General features: G+C 53.4%; 15 protein-coding genes, 1 tRNA gene and 4 pseudogenes. 8 read left to right on the top strand and 12 right to left on the bottom strand.

Annotation, left to right across the window (positions count from 1 at the left end):
* Positions 1-58: 58 nt before the first annotated feature.
* A pseudogene (gene dacB, locus CS369_RS07545) lies at positions 59-505 on the bottom strand (D-alanyl-D-alanine carboxypeptidase/D-alanyl-D-alanine-endopeptidase); the annotation flags it as partial.
* Positions 506-776: 271 nt separating this feature from the next.
* Here dacB and greA point away from each other — a divergent pair.
* A complete protein-coding gene (gene greA, locus CS369_RS07550) occupies positions 777-1,253 on the top strand; it encodes a transcription elongation factor GreA (protein ID WP_196906615.1) in 477 nt (158 codons plus the stop codon).
* Positions 1,254-1,371: 118 nt separating this feature from the next.
* On the opposite strand, the gene yhbY is transcribed toward greA, so the two are convergent.
* On the bottom strand, positions 1,372-1,665 hold the full coding sequence (gene yhbY / locus CS369_RS07555) for a ribosome assembly RNA-binding protein YhbY (RefSeq protein ID WP_196906616.1): 294 nt from the start codon (positions 1,663-1,665) through the stop codon (positions 1,372-1,374).
* Positions 1,666-1,865: 200 nt separating this feature from the next.
* Between yhbY and rlmE the strand changes: the two genes are divergently transcribed.
* The 6 genes from rlmE to CS369_RS07585 all read left to right on the top strand — a co-directional run bounded on the left by rlmE (position 1,866) and on the right by CS369_RS07585 (position 7,455).
* Complete coding sequence (gene rlmE / locus CS369_RS07560) at positions 1,866-2,495, top strand: 23S rRNA (uridine(2552)-2'-O)-methyltransferase RlmE (RefSeq protein ID WP_196906617.1); 630 nt, start codon at positions 1,866-1,868, stop codon at positions 2,493-2,495.
* 47 nt (positions 2,496-2,542) lie between these two features.
* A complete protein-coding gene (ftsH, locus tag CS369_RS07565; RefSeq protein WP_196906618.1) occupies positions 2,543-4,435 on the top strand; it encodes an ATP-dependent zinc metalloprotease FtsH in 1,893 nt (630 codons plus the stop codon).
* Positions 4,436-4,586: 151 nt separating this feature from the next.
* The gene (gene folP, locus CS369_RS07570; protein ID WP_196906619.1) at positions 4,587-5,420 is read left to right on the top strand and encodes a dihydropteroate synthase; all 834 of its coding nucleotides are present in this window, start codon (positions 4,587-4,589) and stop codon (positions 5,418-5,420) included.
* Positions 5,421-5,426: 6 nt separating this feature from the next.
* Positions 5,427-6,764 (top strand): phosphoglucosamine mutase, encoded by a 1,338-nt coding sequence (gene glmM / locus CS369_RS07575; protein WP_196906620.1) that lies wholly within the window; start codon positions 5,427-5,429, stop codon positions 6,762-6,764.
* 252 nt (positions 6,765-7,016) lie between these two features.
* On the top strand, positions 7,017-7,352 hold the full coding sequence (gene secG / locus CS369_RS07580; RefSeq protein ID WP_196906621.1) for a preprotein translocase subunit SecG: 336 nt from the start codon (positions 7,017-7,019) through the stop codon (positions 7,350-7,352).
* Positions 7,353-7,368: 16 nt separating this feature from the next.
* A tRNA-Leu gene (locus CS369_RS07585) sits at positions 7,369-7,455 on the top strand.
* 118 nt (positions 7,456-7,573) lie between these two features.
* On the opposite strand, the pseudogene CS369_RS07590 reads toward CS369_RS07585, so the two are convergent.
* The 10 genes and pseudogenes from CS369_RS07590 to CS369_RS07615 form a co-directional block, all read right to left on the bottom strand.
* Positions 7,574-9,130: pseudogene (locus tag CS369_RS07590) on the bottom strand (TolC family protein).
* Positions 9,131-9,245: 115 nt separating this feature from the next.
* Positions 9,246-9,833: a hypothetical protein gene (locus tag CS369_RS23290; protein WP_244664861.1), complete on the bottom strand. Its 588-nt coding sequence runs from the start codon at positions 9,831-9,833 to the stop codon at positions 9,246-9,248.
* A gap of 3 nt (positions 9,834-9,836) precedes the next feature.
* On the bottom strand, positions 9,837-10,967 hold the full coding sequence (locus CS369_RS23295; RefSeq protein WP_244664862.1) for a putative Ig domain-containing protein: 1,131 nt from the start codon (positions 10,965-10,967) through the stop codon (positions 9,837-9,839).
* Positions 10,919-11,434: a hypothetical protein gene (locus tag CS369_RS23300; RefSeq protein WP_244664863.1), complete on the bottom strand. Its 516-nt coding sequence runs from the start codon at positions 11,432-11,434 to the stop codon at positions 10,919-10,921. The genes CS369_RS23295 and CS369_RS23300 overlap by 49 nt, the downstream gene beginning before the upstream one ends.
* Positions 11,427-13,934, bottom strand: coding sequence for a DUF4347 domain-containing protein (locus CS369_RS23305; RefSeq protein WP_244664864.1), 2,508 nt, complete (start codon positions 13,932-13,934; stop codon positions 11,427-11,429). Before CS369_RS23305 ends, CS369_RS23300 begins: the two co-directional genes overlap by 8 nt.
* A 405-nt stretch (positions 13,935-14,339) precedes the next feature.
* The gene (locus CS369_RS23310) at positions 14,340-14,825 is read right to left on the bottom strand and encodes a hypothetical protein (protein ID WP_244664865.1); all 486 of its coding nucleotides are present in this window, start codon (positions 14,823-14,825) and stop codon (positions 14,340-14,342) included.
* A gap of 18 nt (positions 14,826-14,843) precedes the next feature.
* Positions 14,844-15,143 (bottom strand): phage tail protein, encoded by a 300-nt coding sequence (locus tag CS369_RS23315; RefSeq protein WP_244664866.1) that lies wholly within the window; start codon positions 15,141-15,143, stop codon positions 14,844-14,846.
* A gap of 308 nt (positions 15,144-15,451) precedes the next feature.
* Positions 15,452-17,558 (bottom strand): annotated as a pseudogene (locus CS369_RS24900) (HlyD family efflux transporter periplasmic adaptor subunit).
* Positions 17,555-18,889, bottom strand: coding sequence for an efflux RND transporter periplasmic adaptor subunit (locus tag CS369_RS07610; protein WP_196906622.1), 1,335 nt, complete (start codon positions 18,887-18,889; stop codon positions 17,555-17,557). The pseudogene CS369_RS24900 and the gene CS369_RS07610 overlap by 4 nt, the downstream one beginning before the upstream one ends.
* A pseudogene (locus CS369_RS07615) lies at positions 18,886-19,662 on the bottom strand (efflux RND transporter periplasmic adaptor subunit). The gene CS369_RS07610 and the pseudogene CS369_RS07615 overlap by 4 nt, the downstream one beginning before the upstream one ends.
* Before the next feature lie 362 nt (positions 19,663-20,024).
* Between CS369_RS07615 and CS369_RS07620 the strand changes: the two are divergent.
* Entirely contained in the window at positions 20,025-21,260 is a 1,236-nt protein-coding gene (locus CS369_RS07620) for a hypothetical protein (RefSeq protein WP_196906623.1), read from the top strand.
* The last annotated feature ends 47 nt before the right edge of the window (positions 21,261-21,307 follow it).

Consider the following 21,307-nt stretch of genomic DNA (forward strand, 5'->3'; position numbering starts at 1 on the left):
GATTTAAGCAAGCCCAACATCAATCGAAAATCAGTGTTGCAAAAATGGGGGTGACCATAGATTTGTCATGGCTGGCGAACACTGAGGTATCGATGATCACATCACCGGCGATACTCTGTACGCCGCGTTTTTTCAATTCGGCGATCATATTACGGATCTGCTGGCGCTTCAGTGTAGAATCGCCACTGAAACGCACTACCAAATTACCGTTCAATTTTCCGCCACTTACTGCACCATGACTTTCCAGTGTGGTCACGAAACGGTAATCTGGGCCTAGCTGTAGCAAAGCGGCTAACGCCGTCAACACTTTCTGGGTACTGGCGGGTAATGCCATTTGTTCACTGTTGTAAGCCACTGCGGGACTACTGGCACCTATTTTCTGTGCCAAGAACGCCAAATTAGCGCCATCCGGCAGGTATTGAATGTGATCGTTGATGCTTGCTGCGTGAGCCGGTAACCCAGAGCTCTGTAGCACAACCACGCAGGCAAGTCCGGAAAAGTCGATAAAAAACGCATAATATCAGCTTACAACAGGGTAACGTGGGGTCATACTACGGCGCAATGCGGTCTAAAGTAAACGATGATCCTTATGGAACTCTGGGTGAAAATACATATCAAAATGTAAAATCGCTCCTGACCTGAAACCTTGTTCCGGATCAGGTTACTTTTGTTTATCGCCAGGGAGCGCTGGCATACCGACCGTCTGTCGCATCGTTCGTTGAAGCGTCAGGATGACGATAATGAACGTCTTACAAGTTTCTTAGAGGTTTGAAGATATGAAACAATTTCCGATGACATTGCGTGGTGCAGAAAAACTACGTGAAGAGCTAGAATTCTTGAAAGGCACTCGCCGTCCGGAAATCATTGCGGCGATTGCTGAGGCTCGTGAACACGGTGATTTGAAAGAGAACGCTGAGTACCATGCGGCACGTGAACAGCAGGGTTTTTGCGAAGGCCGCATTCAGGAAATCGAAGCCAAGTTGTCCAATGCGCAAGTGATTGATGTGACAAAGATGCCAGACAGTGGGCGCGTCATTTTTGGTGCAACGGTGTCCGTGATGAACCTGGACACAGAAGAAGAACAGACCTATCGCATCGTGGGTGATGATGAAGCGAATTTCAAACAAAACCTGATTTCTGTGAATTCGCCGATTGCCCGTGGGCTGATTGGCAAAGAGCAGGATGATGTCGTGACCATCAGAACGCCCGGTGGTCTGGTCGAGTATGAGATCCTGAAGGTCCAATATCTGTAATTTCGCCGATTAAATCGGCAAATTGTGTAAAGAAAAGCAAAAGGCCGCATGCGGCCTTTTCTCTAACGAACGGGCATGGCACCTTTTCGTTAAATGTGAAACACGGTGATATAATTGGTTACTTGGGTAACACAATTTTACGTTCTTTCGACGGGCGATACAGAACCAGCGTATGGCCGATAACCTGAACGTTGCAGGCTCCGGTTTCACGGATAATGGCTTCAACAATCAATGCCTTAGTATCCCGATCTTCAGTTGCAATTTTAACTTTGATCAGCTCATGATGTTCTAGCGATTGTTCAATTTCGGCCAGAACACCTTCGGTAAGGCCATTGTTACCCAGCATAACCACTGGTTTTAGCGGGTGAGCCAAGCCTTTCAGGTGCTGTTTTTGTTTGTTGCTTAGATTCATGTGTCTTTTTTACTTAGGTTGGGATTGAAAACGGGTCATTCTACCGCCATCTCACCATTATAACCAATTTGGTGACGTTGATGGGCCGATCTTTAGCGGCGTCGTTGAGCAATACCGGTTGTAAATGGCACGTTGATGTTTGATGGCGAGTGGGTTGTACATGACAAGTTGGTTGTACATAACAAAAAGTTGGAAAGCCGATGGCAAATAAAAAGCGTTCTGCAAGCTCCAGTCGCTGGTTGCAGGAACACTTTAGCGATAAATATGTACAGCAGGCGCAGAAAAAAGGGCTACGCTCCCGTGCTTGGTTTAAACTGGATGAAATACAGCGTACTGACAAACTTTTTAAACCGGGCATGACTGTGGTGGATCTGGGCGCTGCGCCTGGTGGATGGTCTCAATACGTGGTGACGCAAATCGGCAATGCGGGCAGGATCATCGCGTGCGATATCTTACCAATGGATCCCATCGTTGGTGTCGATTTTCTTCAAGGCGATTTTCGTGATGAATTAGTGCTTAGCGCCTTGATGGAGCAGGTAGGGGATAATAAAGTTCAGGTTGTGATGTCAGACATGGCACCCAACATGAGCGGGACCCCCGCCGTGGATATTCCAAGAGCCATGTATCTGGTTGAGTTGGCCTTGGAAATGTGTCGGGATGTTCTGGCACCGGGCGGAAGTTTTCTGGTGAAGGTCTTTCAGGGAGATGGCTTTGATGAATACCTGCGACAAATTCGCTCTCTGTTCACAACAGTGAAGATTCGTAAGCCTTATGCTTCGCGTGCTCGTTCTCGTGAAGTGTACATTGTAGCGACAGGGCGTAAACTGTAGTACCCTAACGCTGTTTTTTAACACAGTTGTAATATGAGGTTAATCCATTGAGTGACATGGCTAAAAACCTGATTCTCTGGCTCGTCATCGCAGTGGTGCTGATGTCCGTATTCCAGAGCTTTGGGCCCAGCGAGTCAAATGGCCGCCGGGTGGACTATTCTACCTTCTTGACAGAGGTGAATCAGGAGCAGGTCCGTGAAACACGTATTAACGGGCGTGAGATTAACGTTACAAGAAAAGATGGCAACCGCTACACCACCTTCATTCCTGTTAACGATCCCAAGCTACTGGATAACCTGCTGACCAAGAATGTGAAAGTGGTTGGTGAACCGCCGGAAGAGCCGAGCCTGCTGGCATCGATCTTTATCTCCTGGTTCCCGATGCTGTTGCTGATTGGCGTCTGGATTTTCTTCATGCGTCAGATGCAAGGCGGTGGCGGTAAAGGCGCCATGTCCTTTGGCAAAAGCAAAGCGCGCATGCTGACCGAAGATCAAATTAAAACCACGTTTGCTGACGTCGCTGGCTGTGATGAAGCCAAAGAAGAAGTGAGCGAACTGGTGGAATACCTGCGCGAGCCAAGCCGCTTCCAGAAACTGGGCGGTAAAATTCCGAAAGGCATCCTGATGGTAGGGCCGCCGGGAACAGGTAAAACCCTGCTTGCCAAGGCGATTGCCGGCGAAGCGAAGGTGCCATTCTTCACTATTTCAGGTTCTGACTTTGTTGAAATGTTCGTGGGTGTCGGTGCATCTCGTGTGCGTGACATGTTCGAGCAGACGAAAAAAGCAGCGCCTTGTATCATCTTCATTGATGAAATCGATGCCGTCGGTCGCCAACGTGGTGCGGGTCTGGGCGGTGGTCATGATGAACGTGAACAAACCTTGAACCAGATGCTGGTTGAGATGGATGGTTTTGAAGGCAACGAAGGCATTATCGTGATTGCCGCAACCAACCGTCCTGACGTGCTTGACCCTGCATTGCTGCGTCCGGGCCGTTTTGACCGTCAGGTGGTGGTTGGCCTGCCGGATGTTCGTGGCCGTGAGCAGATCCTAAAAGTGCACATGCGTCGCGTTCCCTTGGCGACGGATATGGATGCCTCGGTGATTGCGCGCGGTACGCCAGGCTTCTCCGGTGCCGATCTGGCAAACCTGGTGAACGAAGCGGCCCTGTTCGCTGCACGCGGTAACAAACGCGTGGTCTCCATGGTGGAGTTCGAGAAAGCCAAAGACAAGATCATGATGGGTGCAGAACGCCGCTCTATGGTCATGACGGAAGCGCAGAAAGAGTCTACTGCGTATCACGAAGCAGGCCATGCGATTATTGGTCGTCTGTTGCCGGAGCACGATCCGGTGCACAAAGTCACCATTATTCCGCGCGGTCGTGCGCTGGGTGTGACCTTCTTCTTGCCGGAAGGCGACGCGATCAGCGCCAGCCGTCAGAAGCTGGAGAGCCAAATTTCTACGCTGTACGGTGGTCGTCTGGCGGAAGAGATTATATATGGTGCAGAAAAGGTATCTACTGGTGCCTCGAACGACATCAAAGTGGCAACGTCTATTGCGCGTAACATGGTAACGCAGTGGGGCTTCTCAGAAAAACTGGGGCCGTTGCTGTACGCAGAAGAAGATGGCGAAGTGTTTCTGGGCCGTTCTGTTGCCAAGGCCAAACACATGTCTGACGAAACGGCACGCATTATCGATCAGGAAGTCAAATCACTGATTGAGCGTAACTATGTGCGGGCGCGTGAACTGTTGATGGCGAATATGGATGTGCTGCATTCGATGAAGGATGCGCTGATGAAGTATGAAACTATCGATGCGCCGCAAATTGATGATTTGATGTCACGCCGTGACGTGCGCCCGCCAGCGGGATGGGAAAGTGCACCGGTCAGCAACAATGAACCGGGCAACGGTGGCGGTACGCCGACCGCAGCACAGCTAAGCTGATAAGCGAGAAGTGCAGCCCACAGCGTGCACGGTTATAACACGTTATGTGATAGTGTTGTCCGGTCATAGCGCTGTTGACCCCCCTCTTTTAAAACCCCGACTTGCCGGGGTTTTTCTTTATTGATAAACCGGTTGTTAAAGGAAGAAGGTGATGAAACTAATTGCCCGTGATGCCATTTTGGATCTCACTCATCCTCAAGTGATGGGGATTCTCAACGTTACGCCGGATTCATTTTCCGACGGCGGAAAATACACCGCTCTCGATGAAGCCATCCGCCATGCGCAAGAGATGGTCAACGTGGGGGCAACGCTGATTGATATCGGCGGCGAATCTACCCGTCCCGGTGCAGCCGACGTTAGTGTACAGGAAGAGCTTGATCGCGTTATCCCAGTGGTTGAAGCCTTGGCGGCGCGCTTTGATGCCTGGCTCTCGATTGACACGTCCAAGCCCGAGGTGATTAGCGCAGCGGCGCAGGCTGGTGCGCATCTGATTAACGATATTCGTTCATTGCAGGAACTGGGCGCACTGGAAGCCGCAGCGGCAAACGGGCTACCGATTTGCCTGATGCATATGCAAGGCCAGCCGAAAACCATGCAGCATAACCCGCACTATGACGATGTGGTGGCCGAGGTAAACGCCTACTTCCAACAGCAGATCGCACGGTGTGCCGAGGTTGGCATTGAAAAAGATCGCATGCTGCTGGATCCCGGATTCGGTTTCGGTAAGAATTTATCGCATAATTATCGCCTTCTGGCGCATTTGCAGGAGTTGCATCATTTTGGTTTACCGCTGCTGGTCGGGATGTCGAGAAAATCCATGGTGGGACAACTGCTTAATGTTCCTCCGCTCCAGCGCGTACATGGTAGTGTCGCCTGTGCGGTCATTGCTGCCATGCAGGGCGCGCATATTATTCGCGTACACGATGTAAAAGCGACGGTTGACGCGATGCGAGTTGTCGAAGCCACGTTGGCAGAGAAGGAATAATAACGAATGAGTAACCGCAAATATTTTGGTACGGATGGTGTACGTGGCAAAGTGGGCGAGAAGCCCATCACCCCAGATTTCGTGTTAAAACTTGGTTGGGCTGCCGGTAAGGTGCTGGCGAGCCACGGATCGCGCAAAATCATTATCGGCAAAGACACTCGCATTTCTGGCTATATGCTGGAATCCGCGCTGGAAGCCGGGCTTGCCGCCGCTGGGTTATCGGCTTCATTTACTGGCCCGATGCCGACACCTGCCGTGGCGTATCTGACGCGCACTTTCCGTGCTGAAGCGGGCATTGTTATCTCTGCATCACACAATCCCTACTACGACAATGGCATCAAATTTTTCTCTATCGATGGCACCAAGCTGCCGGATGACGTGGAAGAGGCTATCGAAGCGGAGCTGTATAAACCGCTGACCTGCGTAGAATCCGCTGAGTTGGGCAAAGCGAATCGCATTGTGGATGCTGCCGGGCGCTACATTGAGTTTTGTAAGAGCACGTTCCCGAATGAACTGAGCCTGAGTGGGTTAAAAATTGTGGTGGATTGCGCCAACGGCGCGACCTACCACATCGCTCCGAGCGTGTTGCGTGAACTGGGAGCAAAAGTGATTTCCATTGGCTGTGAGCCAGACGGCATGAATATCAACGAATCCTGCGGTGCAACAGATGTGCGTCAGCTTCAATCCCGCGTGTTGGCGGAAAAGGCGGACGTTGGTCTGGCGTTTGATGGCGACGGCGATCGGTTGATCATGGTGGATCACGAAGGCAATAAGGTCGATGGCGATCAGATCCTCTATATCATTGCGCGTGAAGGGTTGCGCCAAGCGCAGCTGCGCGGCGGTGCGGTGGGTACACTGATGAGCAACATGGGCCTGGAACTGGCATTGAAGCAACTGGGTATTCCGTTTGCTCGCGCTAAAGTGGGCGACCGTTATGTGCTGGAAAAAATGCAGGAGAAGGGCTGGCGCATCGGCGCAGAGAACTCCGGGCATGTCATTCTGCTGGATAAAACCACCACGGGTGACGGCATCATTGCTGGCCTTCAGGTGCTGACGGCGATGGTGCGCAACCATATGTCGCTGCACGATCTCTGTAGCGGCATGAAATTGTTCCCGCAGGTGTTGGTCAACGTGCGCTTCACCGGCAGCAGCGATCCGCTGGAAAGCGACGCCGTGAAAAACGTGGTGGCAGAGGTGGAGAAAACGCTGGCGGGACGAGGTCGCGTACTGTTGCGTAAGTCTGGTACAGAGCCTTTGATTCGCGTTATGGTCGAAGGGGAAGATGAAGCTCTGGTTGTCAGCCTTGCCAATCAGATTGCGGATATTGTGAAGGCTGCGCATTAATTTCTCGGGTATCGGGCTGTCTTTGTGGTCTGTAACGGATACAGCCTCTGTACCCATTGAGGGGTTTAGCCGTTTTTTTTCCGCAATCGCATTGATCTTTCTAAAATACACTTGCGTCGCCCAGTGGGTTTAGTTAGTATTCAGATCCGCTCTACCGGGGACAAATCCTGTCCGCTAAGCGAGATGTGTGCGGTTTGCCGCGAGAATTTAGCCTCCTCATCTGATGATAGGGAAACAGTTACGGGTACTATCATGTACGAAGCTCTTTTAGTCATTTTCCTGTTTGTTGCATTAGGCCTGGTAGGTCTGATCATGCTGCAACAAGGTAAAGGTGCTAATATGGGTGCCTCGTTCGGAGCTGGGGCTTCTGCGACGCTGTTCGGTTCGAGCGGTTCCGGTAACTTTATGACACGTATGACCGCTGCATTGGCGACGTTGTTTTTCGTCCTCAGCCTGGTCTTAGGGAACATTAGTTCACATCAAAGCAAGGGCGGCAGTGAATGGGATAATCTGGGCCAACCTGCTCAGGTTGAACAGCCTGCTACGCTAGCAGCACCGGCTGCACCTGCGAGTGACATTCCCAAGTAATTGAAAGATTTCGGATGCCGAGGTGGTGGAATTGGTAGACACGCTACCTTGAGGTGGTAGCGCCCGATTGGGCTTACGGGTTCAAGTCCCGTCCTCGGTACCAATAATAAGAAAAGACGTCGATTGACGCCTTTTTTTATCTCTATTTTGCGCATAGCAGGCTTTCCCTTCCTTTTCCCTCCGCGTTGCCCTGATGCCCCTTAGACACCAGGGTGGCTACCTTAGAATGCTTGCAGCGTACTGATTTTACCCTGTTGCCATTGACTTTCCGATTGGCGCAGCGCATTGCTGATGTCCACCAGTTTATCGGAGGGCAGCATTTTGGGCAGCAGGTCCAACCCAACGCTGGAGATAATCTGCCCGTAGGTGTTACGCAGTTCCGCATAGGCGAGATCCTGACGTAAATCGGCGTTTAACGCATTCAGCTCCCCTTGAATCAGCTGCAACTCCCCGATGCTGTGAGCCTGATAGCGGTTTCTCAACTGCTGGGCAATTTGACTATCCAAATCACGCAGTTCTGCGCTGGTTTTATACTGACGCAGCGATTCGTTATAGTTGGCACGTGCCACATATAACTGCGCCATGATGGCCAGCGACATGGCTTGAAGCTGGATCTCTGCTACCTGCTCGTTGGCTTGAGCGGTTTTGCGTGCCGCAGGGCCGGACATCAGATTGAACAGGTTCCAGGTGGCTTTGACGCCGACATCGGCCCAACTGTTGTTCACCAGGAAAGAGTTGCTGTCGTAATGCCCCCCTACACTCAGCTCAATACCCGGTAGCATACGTAACAGCGCCTTACGGGTTTCAGCCGCGTGAATACGGACCTGATAATCTTGTTCCCGCAGCGCTGGTCGGCTGACCAGCGCTGCTTCTTCGAGGGTTTTGGGGTCTACGTTCAACTGTGGAACAATTTGCTCGCTGCTGCTCGGCAGTGCTAATTTGAACGGGGTATCCAGCGGCAGGTTCATCAAGGTGGCAAGTTCTGTTTTGGCCAATGACAGTGCCCGGCGCTGTTCTTCCAACTGGCGGGTGGCATCGATCAACGCCCGATGATAGCTTAATGCTTCAACAGGATCACCGACCTGTTGTTGCGTCATGAGCTCGCTGGCATCACGCGCTTGATTTACCTGTGCGATCAGCTCATCAATTTGTCCCAATAAACGCTCAGCCGCGACCGCACGCCAATAGGCAGAACGCACATCTTGCAAAATGGTATGTACCACCTTGCGCTTGCGTTCTTCCGCAATCCAGCGCTGATAGGATTTCTGTTTGGCGCTGACGTAGCTGACGCCGAAATCGAGCACGTTCCATACCATGGTGAGATCGGCAACGTCGCGATCTTGTGAGGTTGAATAAGGTACCGTCGTGGAGCCGTTGTTAATGCTACGGCTGCTGGATGCGCTGACATTATTGCGCCCCACGTAGCCTGCTGAGGCCGCCAGCTTTGGCAGCATGTCATAACGCGCCAGCTCCAGTTGCTGTTGAGCCAGAGCGTTCTCCATTACCTTTAAACGTGATTCAAGGTTGTATTTCAGGGCGCGCGCCATGGCGTCATACAAGCCAATCGGTGCGGTGACAGGTTCTTGCTGGCTGAACATTGCCACCCGATCCTGCTGGCTGCGCTATGTGCTTTCCGATCTGGTAATGGGGTCGCTGGTGACGGCGCAACCACTGAGTGCGATTACCAATGTACTGAGGCTAAAAAGTTTTCGTCCCTTTTCCCCTATTTCACCCCTGCCCAAGGTTGTTAGTGCCGACAACCGGCTTGCCACAAACATGTTCGTCATAACGTTAGCGCCTTCTGCTGTAGACTTATTGTTATCCCTGTTGCTGACCCCTATCGGACAATGCCTGCTCAATGGCTGACAAGCGTTGTCCTTCAGCATCTCCAATCTATTGTAATTGCTGATGCAACGACGGGGTAAATATCGCTGCGGTTTTTTCGATTGCAGGAGCCGAGCCACCGGTACTCGCCGTGTCTGGATGTATACCGATACCTTTCCAACTGCCGTGGTTAAACACCTCCATTGGCGTTAGCGACGGCAAGTAAATGCCGGAGAAAACGCTAGCGAGTGAGGACGAGCCACGCAATGCAGGATTCTTGCTAAAGCTTGGGAACGATCCCAATGAACTGTCAAACTGGGTACCGCTGCTGAGCGCCCGCACACCGGCGAAGGTTGAGGCTACCTCACTGGTTGGCACGTTGTCCGCTCCGCGTTCGTGACGCGAGGAGGTGAAGATAGTGGACATAATTGAACCTGCTGCGGTTGTATTTCCGGTATTGAAACTGCCTAGTGCGTTTGCTGAGAACAGTGAACTCAAGGTCTGTGGAGCATTTCCCGCTGTCAGGGATTGCGGCGTTTGGCTTTCTCCGGAAGGGGATACGCTGGTACCGGTGGTCACGCGGAACTGCGGATCGCCGTCCGGATCGCTAAAGGTACCGGCAGGAACGGTGAAGCTGAAGCTACCATCCTGCGCCACGCTCTATGCCGGGATCGGCGTTGCGACGACGGGCACGTCATTAACGTTGGTGACGGTCAGGGAGAAGTTGGTGCTGACCGGGTTAAAGCTCAGCCAACTAGGAAGCGGCGAGCCGTCTGCCAGCGTGGCGCTTAGGGTCAGCGTGTCACCATCTGGATCGCTAAAGGTACCGGCCGGAACGGTGAAGCTGAAACTACCATCCTGCGCCACGCTTTGTGTCGGGATAGGGTTCGCTATCACCGGAACGTCATTAACGTTGGTGACGGTCAGGGTAAAGCTGGTACTGACCGAGGCATCGCCGTCATTGGCAGTAACCTTGATGCTCAGCCTGCCGACATCGCCATTGCCCGGTGTACCGGAGAAGCAGCTGGTGGTCGGGTTAAAGCTCAGCCAGGCAGGCAGCGGTGAGCCGTCCGCTAGCGTCGCGGTCAGGGCCAGGGTATCGCCGTCCGGATCGCTAAAGGTTCCGGCGGGCACGGTGAAGTTCAGGCTGCCCTCCTGTGCCACGCTCTGCGCCGGAATCGGGGTTGTAACCACCGGCGCGTCATTGACGTTGGTGACGGTCAGGCTAAAGGTGGTGCTGACAGTGGCATTGCTTGGGTCGGTCGCCGTGACCTTGATGGTCAGGTTGCCGACATCGCCATTTGCAGGCGTGCCGGAGAAGGTGCCGGTGGCGGCGTTAAAGCTCAGCCAGGCAGGCAATGGCGAGCCGTCCGCCAGTGTGGCGCTTAGGGCTAGGGTATCGCCATCCGGGTCGGTGAAGGTGCCAGCGGGCACGGTGAAGTTCAGGCTGCCGTCCTGCGCGATGCTTTGTGCCGGAATGGCCGTTGCCACCACTGGCGCATCATTAACGTTGGTCACCGTCAGGCTAAAGCTGGTGCTGACCGAGGCATTGGTGGTATCCGTGGCAGTCACCTTGATGGACAGGCTGCCGACATCACCATTCGCAGGCGTGCCGGAGAAGGTGCCGGTGGTGGCGTTAAAACTCAGCCAGGCAGGCAACGGTGAGCCGTCCGCCAGCGTGGCGATCAGGGTCAGGGGATCACCATCCGGGTCGGTAAAGGTCCCTGCGGGCACGGTGAAGTTCAGACTGCCGTTCTGCGCCACGCTCTGTGCCAGGATGGTCGTCGCCACCACCGGGGGGGCCCGGTGACGATCGTCAACGTCGAGGTGGCGCTGCTGCTGGTATCGTCGTTCACTGTCACGGAAATGGTGCGCGCGCCTGCCGTTGGGGTAACGGCCGCATTCACATAGACAATCGCACGCAGCACCGCCTGGAAGGCTTCCTGCGTTGCACCCCCCGTCAGTGTCAGTGTTTGCCCATCGCTGGTCACATTGATGCCCGCAGCATGGGCTGCCAGCCGAGCAGATGGCCACAGTGACAAGGATTCGCTGGTGCTGTCCTGTACGCCCGTTAGCGACAGTGTCATGGTCCAAATACGGCTGCCGCCATCGGTTTGCGTGATGGTGGTCAGCGCATCGGAAATGGCGACGCCATTGCTCAGCCCGCTGTTGATCGTGGCTGAATAGTTATTGCCGCTGCTGCTGCCATTGAGGTCGACTTGTGGCGCGGTGCCAGAGGCGAATTGTGATTTAGGCACCGATATCGACATTGCCCTGTCGTACACGATCCAGCCCGCTTACATCGGTGTCACCCGTAACAAAGAAACGGCTGCCCTGATTGATGGCATTACTGGCACTTATGCCGGTCAATTGCACGGTGACGGTACCGGCGGCTCGTGTCACGCTATAGCTGCCAATGCCAGTCAATGTGCCTGTACTGTTCGCACTGAGACTGATGTTGTTGCCACCGATGTTGATAAATTCGCCACTATCGGTGACATTGGAAACGGTCAAGGTGAGTGAACTGAAGGTCTGGCCGCTGTCGTTGGTATTGGCGGTAACGCCGCCGAACAGATCCACCGAGCCGGCCATGCCACCGATAAATACCGGGTTACTGCCGGTGGCGGTAAGGGTTGGCACATTACCAGCACTGGTGGTAATGGCATCGATTTTGACCACGCTAACGGTATTATTGCCGTTACTGTCCTTCGCCACCACATACACATCATACAGCGTGCTGGCAGCGAGACCGGTCAAGGTAAAACTGAAATCGTAGGGGACGCTGTTCAGTACCTGACTGCCCGATGCCGTGGCAGCCGTGCCGCTGGCGTTTTGTCCGGCAATCACTTGTGCGGCGGTTGGCGCACTGGCGCCATCGGCCACTATCACATAGTAGACATTACCGGCTTCACTGACGCTGCCGCTCAGATCAAAACCCCCGGGGGTGGCGTTGGCCACGGCGGGGGACTGGTCAAAACTGGGGGCGATATCATCGGTCACCGTCAACGTCACCACCTTGTCATAGGTGGCTTGGCCATCTGAGACCTGCAAGCGAATCGAATAGGTACCCGCTGCCATGGTGGCGGCATTGACGGCGCGCAGTTGGTTACCGCTGAGGGTGAACAGGGCGTAGTCAGTACTGCCGGAGCCGCTGACCAGGCTGTAGGTAAAGCTGTTGGAATCCACATCGGTTGCTGACAATGACGTGACCGTGCCGTTGCTGCCCAGGGATTGGCCAAACACGGTATTCGACAGAGTGATATCGGTCGGTGCATCGTTGATGGGCGTCACCGTCACTGCGCTGCTTATATTGAGCGTAACACTGTTATTGCTGGTGCCCGAGTCGGTGAGTTGTGTCAGCGTGACGGTGCGAGTGGCATTGCCCGGATTGTCACTGCTGTTGCCGTAGGTCATGCCAGACAGCAAGCTGCTCATGTCACTATTGCTCAGTGTCGCCCTGGTAATGGTGACCGTGGCAAGGCCGCTGCTCAGACTGACACTGGCGGTGCCATGCAGGGTCAGGTATTCCGTGCTGCCGGCCACATTGCTGACGGTAAAGACCGCACTGGCAAAAGTTTGCCCGTTGTCTTGGGTGTCGGCGCTGATACCGGTAAACAGGCCAACTGCGGCACCGTTCTCAGTGAAGGTGGGGTTGGTTCCGCTCCCCGTGGCGGTAGGGACTGTATCGGTAGGTTGGCCCGAATTGGTCGAGGTAAAGTGCCAAACCAGCACACCGTCACCCGACGTCATATTGGTGTTAACGTGAAAGGTGATGACTTGATCATTACCCGTCACCGTGGCAGAAATATCCGCCGCACTGGTGGTGGCCGCATTGTATTTGGTGACCGAGGTGATGGCCAGCAAAGTACCGCCATAGAAGGTGAAGTCAAAGGTGGTCAACCCATCACGTGTGAAGATGCCGTTACTCATCGTCGTGGTAATGGTTGATGTGACGGGGTCAATGTCGGCATACCAGCTTGAATCCACCGTCGACGAGCCACCATCGAAAAACAGCTCAATCCCCGGGCCCACTGAATCGGAGGAATAGGTAATGCCATCGACGCTAAAACCGACTTTGGTGCCGCTAACATCAAGGGTGTGACGGTAACTGTCTATCTGTAGGGCACTGGTTTCGATAGCACCTCTGTGATTTTCCAGAACCCAATCACCGCCCAGCGCGCTGGCACCCATGGTATCTCTGGAGGCGGCCAAATCGGCGCCAGTGAGTTGAGCTAACAGAGTGACGAAGCTTTGACCGGAGTCCTGTGCCACATCACAGCCGTAAATCAGTAAATCACCCGAGTCTGTCAGGGCAGAGACCAGCGTTGCCAGATCGGCAGAGCGTGCATTGGTAGTATCACTGTCGAGTGTCAGGTTACCCAGCTGAATTTCACCTTCAGAGCCATGACTAAGGATATGAATGGCATCATAGCCGCTGTGACCCTGTGCCCACTGCACTAGTTGGCTGAGGCCATCTTTGCTGCCGTCAAACAGTTCGACTTCAATCCCCGCCGGCACGTTATCCACCAGCGTTTGATAATCGGTGACTGAGGTGTCGATAAACACCACTTCTTTGCGCACGGTTTCACCCACGACGGCAATATCGTGAGTGCCGCTGGTGTCATAATGGCTGTCGGTCTGGCTGTGCTGAGTTTGGGTGCCATCACCAGCATGGGCTGCATTTTTGCTGTCAGTAGCGGCAGTGGGATTTGTATCGGGAGTTGTCTGCCTGATTGACGGTGGCGGCGACGGCACCATCAAACATCATGCGCGCTTCAAGCATGAAACCCAGCGGCGTTGGCGAGGTCGTGTTTAACGTAGCGCTGTTTTGAACACTGTTTCTGCGTGCCTGTAACAAGTGGTGCCATAACATAAAAAGTACCCCCGAAAACCCGAACCAGGTGACTACAGTGAGAGATACGTTGTGGGGAGACATAAACCACATGTAACAAAGTTATTATTGAACAGTTGTTTTATTATATTTGTGTAAATTTAAGTTAAAAACTTATCCTTGGAAATACTGTTTATGTAATAAATGTTAGAAAAAGGTTTCTTTTTTTACGTTCTCAATTCACGCTGTAGTTGGACAAGGAATAACCAATGAAACCGCCGTCGATCGACATAAACTGCAATGTCATCGACGGCATTTAGCACGCAATAGCGCTACGGACGTTCAGGGTAGATCCCTTGTGCTGCAATGCAAGCGGTGAGCCCTAGTGCCGGATCGCGAACGGAGAAGGGCGTATTGGCACCGGTATTGCCGACCACCACCTCCGGCACTTTAAATGAGAACGATGGAATGGTGGGGCTACCTGTAACCCCTACGTCGGCTGGCAGCGTGGAGCCAGCCGCCGGTTTGGTTTGCACATAGGGGCCTTTGAACGTGGCATTTTGTGTGCCCGCCCCGACAGGAACCGTGGCACTGATGGCTGACAGATAATTAAGGCCTGCTAAGGGCGCAACTCCACCGCTGGTGGGTGCTGTGGTCGAGAGAGGGAGCGTGGCCGTGACGTTTAACGTTCCCGGAATGGTAGAGACGGTCACATTATTATTAGCGGGCTGCACCGTGGTGACGCCATGGGAGTGCATCGCCAGATTGTTGACCGTCAACGTAGCTGTTTCCGCACCGAGCATTTGGCCGCGGACCACGTTAACGCTCAGGCCAGTTCATTGACCGACGCCGACGGCGCTGCGGCCTCGCAGATCAGGAACACCAAAGGTGCCCGCGGAAACCTGCCCACCATAAATGTTGCCGAGCAGTGAGAAGAGGGCTTGATTGGCGTTGATTTGCAGTAGCTGTCCATCCGCACGAACGAATCCGCGAGGACAAAAGTCGGTGGCCATATAGCAGACGGAGCCCACTAAAGGTTCTGAGGCACACGCGGAAGCGTCTTCAGCGTGGAATAGCACAATAGCCAGAGACGTTGCCAGGGCGGACTTGGCGAATAATGATGCGGTTAATTTCATATTGACTCTCCTTGCAATAACACAGCTTCAGGGAACAACATGGATTTGCACTAAATTAATTCGCTTTCTTATTATTTCATTGAATGATTAAATTCATAAAAGACAGCCACTTAAATACCATAGCTCAGCGACTCTGATTTGTTAGTTGCAAAAGAAAAAAAGTTAACCGGCGTAAAACAAACCTGACCGTGAGGTAGGTTCATGGGCGTGAATCATGCTGTTTTCTATTAATGGGATATGCTGGCTCTTTAATGAATTCGCCACGTGTTGATAAAAGCAGCGGGATGTAACTGTGCATTGGTCCGTGGTCAAAACCCACTTTCGCGTATGCCCAGTGCGGTAACACGTCGCCATATTGCACCCAGCAACGATTCTTTCTCACCTTGCAAAATAACGCTGCCGCGTAAAGGTTGTTGTGGCAATCGGGTTTCCGACACCAGCGAGAAGCGCACGCTGTAGTGCGCTTGCACTGGTTAAGTATATTGCTGGCTATCGCGGCGCACAGCAATGGGGCCATGGCGGTCAGAGGCCAGCATTTCCTGTTGCAGATAAGCGCTGCCGGTAGGCGCAATCGTCTGTAAGCGGACGGCCTGACGTGGAAAGGCCGGGTCGTCTGCAAGGAAGACGCCCTTCATCTCTGGCTGGGTGCGCGTCAGGCGATCTTCGAGAATATAACCTATCACTCGCCCTTGACGGGGGTCTATGAGCCGCAATAGAGGGGTATCGGCAGTCACCCAGCGGTCAGGGGTGGTATCCCGGGCAATATCGCGCACTACCCCGGCTTGTGGTGCACGTAACACTAAGCGTTGCTGCTGTGCGGCCAATCCCCGGTAGCGAGCCAGTGATTCCGCCAACTGCCTGTCGAATACCTGCTTTTCGCTGGCCGTCTCCTGTCGAACGGCTCCCCGCCGTAACTGTTGCTGCAACAGTGCAATACGCTGGCGCTCAATCTCAAGACGGTAATCGAGATCGCTTGATCCCAGCTCCAGTAAGATGTCTCCGGCATTGACTTGCTGACCATCGGTCACATAGAGGCGTTTTACCTGTGCGGGCAGCGGTGAGTAAAGGGTACTGACGTTGGCGGCTTCCAGTACCGCCGGGATATGCACACTACCTCGCCAGGGATAAAGCAGAATAAACAGCACAAACAGGAAAAACAGTATGGTACGCAACAGGGATGCAGGCTGTATGGATGAGCGCATAGACCACCAGATATAGGCTTCTTTTAAGACAGGCAACGCAATAAACCAGGCAATCTCAATCAGCATCAGGCCGATACCGATAACCTTGATGAAAAAATGATATACCACCAATGCTATGCCAAAAAAAAAGGAAGAAACGCCAGATCCACGAGGTGTATCCCCAGATAAGCAGTTTACGTTGCAGGTTCGGCGACCAGGTTTCCGGCGGCGGATGTCCGTAGCCAAACAGGCTTTCACGCAGCCGCCAACGGCACAGGGCGTAAGCACTCTCCTGTAAGTTTTACACGCGCCATAGATCGCTCAATAAAAAGTAACCGTCAAAGCGCATCAGGGGATTCAGGTTTACCGCCAGTGTGGTGACCCAGGTCGCACTGGAGAGCATAAAGGTCGCTGTGCGCATTGGACCATCGGGCAGCAACGCCCAAACCAACAGTGCAATCCTGGCCAGCAGCATTTCGGCCAGAATGCCGCCAGCGCCAATCAAGAGGCGTGAGCGCCGATCCTTGAGTTTCCAGGCATCGCTAACGTCGGTGTAGAACAAGGGAAACAAGACAATAAACGCCACCCCCATGCTCTGCACCCGGCAGCCAGCGCGCTTCGCCATAAAAGCGTGGCCCAACTCGTGAATGAATTTGGCAAACACCAATGACAGACCGAATACCGCCATGCCGGGCAAGCTGAACAGATGAGGAAATGCATGGGTATAGCGCACCCAGTCACGGCTGACCAGAAACAGGCCTAATGCCATTAGCAGCGGAAACACGCCAATAAGAAAAAACGGGCCGTAACGCTGTAACCAAGGCCAGCAACGATTGAGCATGGGATCTGGACGCCACAAAGGAATGCGGAAAAACAGATATTGATGCAGCACGTTTTTCCATAGACTGGTTCGCAGCGCGCGTGCTTTGTCCAGATAGCGCTGACGCTGCTGTGCATCCCCGGCACTGACCAAATCGTGCTGACGCAGAAACTGTAACAGTTGCTCCAGTTCCTTTATCCGCAACGGCAACCCCGGTTCCTGATTGTCGGCATCCAGAATCTGCTGCGGGTGGCGCAGCGACCAATGGCGCAGCATCCGGATTGCGGATGGCGCCAGATTGAAGTAACGCCCGGTGACCGGATCGGAAAGCACCCATTGTGGTGCACCGTTGATGCCGGGGGCGGATTCTGTCAATTGAAGATCGGCGCGCAGTGCCGGCAACAGCGGATTCATAGCCCGATGGCCTGGCGGATCACAGCCAGCGGCCGACGAAACAGATAAACCGCCAACGGAACGTATTCGCCGGACAGCTTGGCAGTACCGCGCAGGCCAATACGCGGCGGTGCATCGGTAAAGCGACCATCCAGCCGATAAGCCAGATTCCCTGCCGGCGTCAGCTCTGATTCATAGGCGATACGCGCCAACTGCGCGGCATGGGGCGTCAAGGGATCGCTGTCGAGGAACAATGTGATGGGGGCATCATGCTGCAACTGAATGGCATCGCCGACATCCAACTCGATACGCAATGCGGCCAGCATCGGGTCCGCCAGTTCCATTAACCGTTCACCTGTGCGCACGGGTTTTCCCGTCCAACGGTCCGCGTCGGCGAATACGGCGATACCCTCTCGATCCGCACGAATCTCCGAACGGTTAAGCAGGACAGTGGCATAATCGCGCTCGGCGCGCTTTTGCTCTATCTGAGCAGACAGGAAATCCAGACGCGCTTTGGAATCCGCATCCTGAAACGCACTCTGTGAGCTGGCGCGGTATTCCGCTTCGGCGACGTTAAGTGCTCGCTCAGCCACATCAGCTTGTTCTTTTAGGCTGGTGTCATCAAAACGTACCAGTACATCGCCCTGATGGACACGTTGGTTCGGTTGTACGACGAAAGATTGAATCACGCCATCCAGCGGAGCTGCCACGATGCGGCCCTGATGAGGGACAACTTCCGCAGGCGCGAGCACAGACTGACGTACCGGAATAAACAGGCAGGCGACGACCAGCAGCAGCGGCACAGCGATTTTCCAGCTAGACCGGCGTTTGCGCCAGCGAGAGGTTTGTGGCTCAAGCGCTAACCATGCATGGCTAAAGGCACCACCGAGTTGCTCTGCCAGTATCCGATCGGCGTTTTGCCACAGCTGCTCACGCGCATACCAGATGCCCCCAAAGGTGTTACCTTTACGATCAGTTAGCGGTGACCACAGCGCTTCGGGAGCGGGTAACGTTTGCCAGTCACGACGGCTCTGTTCATCAAGCAGTGTGGCCTCGATCACCGCGCATTGCTGAAATCTGTCGTTATCTGCTGCTTGCCATTGGGTGCAAGCACGCTCAATAAACGCGACAAAGGGGGCATGAGGCGCAGGCTGTGTTACACCGGTCACTGCGCGTACTCGACCATTAATGATCAAGGCCGCGTGGCGAAAGCCAAAAAGAGGCTGCCTGTCGTTGACGATACAATACGCCAACTCGTCGCTGGTGGCAGCTGCGCGAGCCTGACGTTCTACATAAAGAAAACGGGCGAAGACTGCGGCACTGGTCGTGGTGGACGAGGCGGCGCTGGTCACTTCGCCTCCGGGAACTGCGCAGTACCACTCATTCCGGCCATCAGGCTCTGATCGGGATGCGCAAGGGAGCCTGTCAGGCCGAGGGTCTGGCTGCTCTCATCAATACGCGCTCCCAGCCTTGCCACTGTGGCTTGCAGCGGCTTGCCCGTTTCGTCGGGTGTGAACGTGAAGGTTAAACCGGGCCTTAATACTGACAGCAGGCGTGACGACACCAGCAAATTAATTTCCAGATGGCGGTTATTCACGACATCCAGCAGCGGTGCTCCCTGCGCGACACTCTCATAGGTCTAGGCGCGGCGTTTAACGACTTGTCCATCAAACGGGGCGTTGATGCGACAACGGCTGACTTGAATCTGGTACACCTGACTTTCCGCTTGCGCCTGAGCAAGATGGGCGGCCGACAATGCCACGGCGTGTTTACCGACGGATTTCAGTTGGGCCAGTTGCTGGTTTTGGTTCAATTCAGCCTCTGCCGCTTGCGATGCGTTGAGTTGCGCTTGATAAATGGCACAATCAAAACGCACGACGACGTCACCTTTTTTAAAGGCTTCCCCTTCCTTGAACGGCATCTCGACAATGCGTCCCAGCAGATCGTTGGAGAGGGTGGCTTGATCGACCGCGACCAAAATGCCGCGTGCTTGAGTATCGGTGCGGTTAATCGGTGCATTGCCAGCGACAGTGGGGGTGAGCAACGGATCCGAGACATTCGCTCGCGCTGGCTGAAGCAGTGAACCAAGAAAAAGCAGACCTACCGTACAGTGGTAACCCAACATGTTAACTCTATTCACTCTCGCCTGCCTTTCCTGCGAAGGTCGTGTTTAACACCGGGAATACACGATGGAATTCGGTGTTACGTTTTGTTAATTGTTTGTATTTTAATGTTTCGCAGTATAGCAAATGGAGCCAAAGGCGGAAGAGGAAGCCAATCGGTTACGGGAAAAATCTTGGCGAGATAGCGACATTCGTACCTGTAATTTCACGCTTCAAGCCCGGCCTTATCGCTGAAGGGCGTTCCCTTAAAATTTCATTGCGCTGGTTATGAAATAATCATTTTCACACAAGTTGTCGCTGTCTTGGCAACCTACATAGTTGTTAGTCATGAAATGATGAGCAATCAACCAAAGGTACAAGCGTAATGATGATAAAAAATGGCGGGATCACCCTATCACCGCAAGTGAATGGAACAAGGACCACCAGCATCGGGGACAGTGATATTAATACCCGTACTGAGCCAACAAAAGCGACACCAAAAGGCAAACTGCAACCGCTGTTATCGGGCATCAGCAACCGTTCTTGCTCCCTTTCTACTACGGTAAAAAATGTCTTTGTCGGTATAGGTGAAGTTTTCAAGGCCATCACGGCGAAATGGGGAAGGGATGCGCACACCCCGGCGCGTATGCCGATGCAAAAGGCTTCCGCTACTAATGCGATGGCTCAGTACAATACGCTGCTGTTAGATTTGGTCTCTGGTGAGAGTGCGAACACGGTGACGCCAAAAAACATCTTGAGTCCGCTGCTTAACGATGGAAAGCCAGTTCCTAGTGATAGGAACAGTGACAGCGATAAAGATAAAAAAATGATTTTTGATTACCTCCTTAAAAATCCAACGAGCCATTTATTTAGCAGCGACAATATCCGTTGTCAGGGCGATTACATTTTTTTCAAAAAGCCTTTTCCGCTGGCTCGACGGGGTGACGATATCATATTTATCAAGAATCATATGGAGGGACGGGCGCTCTCCAAAGTGAAGATTGATATGCGTTCTGGAACTAATGGGGAGTTCCGTGGTGAAACTGCTATGAAGGTTTTGCAAGACGAAACGCTAACATTCACGAGTCTGGCCGATTTATGTCAAAAAATGACCGCAAATCCGCAACGCAATATCAAGGCGATGCAAACAGGAAACTCACTCGCCAATGCGTTTAATGCGAATAAAAAAGAGGCCGCATTTTTACTGTATGGGCAACACAGAGATCGTTTTAATGCATTCGTTACGGTGACGGGGACAGGGGATTGTGTTTCTAAGTTCGACTATGCAGCGCTGGCGCATCCGACCCAATGGTACAGTGCTGAGGCGAGCAGAGAAAATGTGCATTCTCGAGTGAATGTTGTGCCAGACCGTGTGTCATCCAGTGTGTCTGACAAGACTCTGTCAGCTATGCGCCGCACTATCAGTCCTGGGCCGGGACATGTGTTGGCAATGGCTAAACGTTTTGATGTGCAACCGTCTATTACTGACAATGCTTCGGTTAAGCACGATGCACCAACCCGCAAGCAGAAGATATCTTCTAAGATTCAGGACCTGCAAAATACATTGACTGCGAATATTAACCAGAACAAACCGCTAGGTGACGGTATTCGCCAACGCTAGCGGTGAGTCGTAAGAGAAAACGCCGTATCCCTTGGGGGATAAGGGTT

The organism is Candidatus Symbiopectobacterium sp. 'North America', from assembly GCF_015762685.1.
In the GTDB taxonomy this organism is placed as follows: Bacteria; Pseudomonadota; Gammaproteobacteria; order Enterobacterales; family Enterobacteriaceae; genus Symbiopectobacterium.